This is a genomic window from Streptomyces sp. NPDC001093 (assembly GCF_040298985.1).
Lineage (GTDB): Bacteria > Actinomycetota > Actinomycetes > Streptomycetales > Streptomycetaceae > Streptomyces.
The window spans coordinates 1-1,332 of record NZ_JBEPBF010000297.1 but is presented as its reverse complement, the minus strand read 5'-3'; the positions used below and the strand labels follow the sequence as shown (position 1 = coordinate 1,332).

Genomic DNA, 1,332 nt, shown 5'->3' with positions numbered 1-1,332 from the left:
TGAACCGCCCCGGGTTCGGTAGAGATCTCAGATTGTGGTTGTGACCTGGGGTTTCGTGAGTTCCGTGTAGTAGTTGGCTTCGTACTCGACAGGCGGGATATGGCCTATCTCACCGTGGAGTCGGCGGTGGTTGTACCAGTCGACCCATTCGGCGGTGGCCAACTCGACCTGGGAGAGCGTCTTCCAGGGCCGCTGGGGCTTGATCAACTCGGTTTTGTACAGGCCGATCGCCGATTCCATCAGAGCATTGTCGTAGGCGTCGCCGACCGAGCCGATGGACGCGGCTATGCCGGCGGCGTTTAGGTGCTCGGCGAGCCTGAATGATGTGTACTGCGACCCGGCATCCGAGTGATGGATCAAATTGCCTGGCTGGATGGGTTGTTGGTCGCGGTCGCGTTGCCAGATCGCCATCTCCAGGGCGTCCAGGACGAAGACGGTCTCCTTGACGGTGGCCGCCGACCAGCCGACGATCCGGCGGGAGAAGGTGTCCACGACGAACGCGACGTAGACGGTCGCTGACCAGGTCTTCACGTGGGTGAAGTCCGCCACCCAGCACCGGTTGGGGGCGGCGGCGACGAAGTCGCGGTCGAGACGGTCGGGGGCTCGCTCAACCTGCCCGCCGGGAAGCGTGGTGATCACACGCTTGCCGCGGACTGCCCCCTGGATGCCTAGCTCGCGCATCAGGCGTTCGATAGTGCAGCGGGCCACGGCGTGTCCCTGCCGGTTCAGCTGGCGCCAGATCTTCCTTGCGCCGTAGACGCGGTAGTTGGCGGTGTGGACTTGGCTGATCAGCTCCTTGAGCTGAGCGTCCCGCACCGATCGTGCGGACGGGGCGGCCAGTCGCTTCTTGTGAGCGTAGTAGGTGGAAGGGGCGATCTTGCAGTCATGCTCGGTGAGCGTCCTGCAGATCGGCTCGACCCCGCCAAAGCGGTCCCGGTGCTCGTCGATGAACGCTACGAGCACGTGTGTGGCCGGTCGAGCTCGGCCGCGAAAAAACTCGCCGCCGCCTTCAGGATCTCGTTGGCCCGCTTCAGTTCGGCGTTCTCCTTTTTCAACGCCTTGATCTGGGCGGACTCCTCCGTCGTCGTCCCCGGCCGCGTCCCCGCGTCGATCTCGTGCTGCTTCACCCAGTTCCGCAGCGTTTCCCGCGAGCCGATGCCGAGCTTGTCGGCCACCACTTGCAGGGCGGCCGTCTCGTTCGGGTAGTCGCCGCGGACCTCGGCGACCATGCGCACCGCACGACGGCGCAGCTCAAGCGGGTAACGGGAGGGTCGTGCCATGACTCGATCCTTTCATGAAATCGAGTCTCTATTCGAACCGGGGCGGTTCACA

General features: G+C 64.3%; 1 protein-coding gene. It reads right to left on the bottom strand.

From position 1 onward, the window contains the following. Window positions 1-27: 27 nt before the first annotated feature. A protein-coding gene (locus tag ABT288_RS49970; protein WP_351623454.1) for an IS3 family transposase occupies window positions 28-1,280 on the bottom strand; the annotation gives its coding sequence in 2 pieces (ribosomal slippage) (window positions 28-992 and window positions 992-1,280; 1,254 coding nt in all). Window positions 1,281-1,332: the final 52 nt, after the last annotated feature.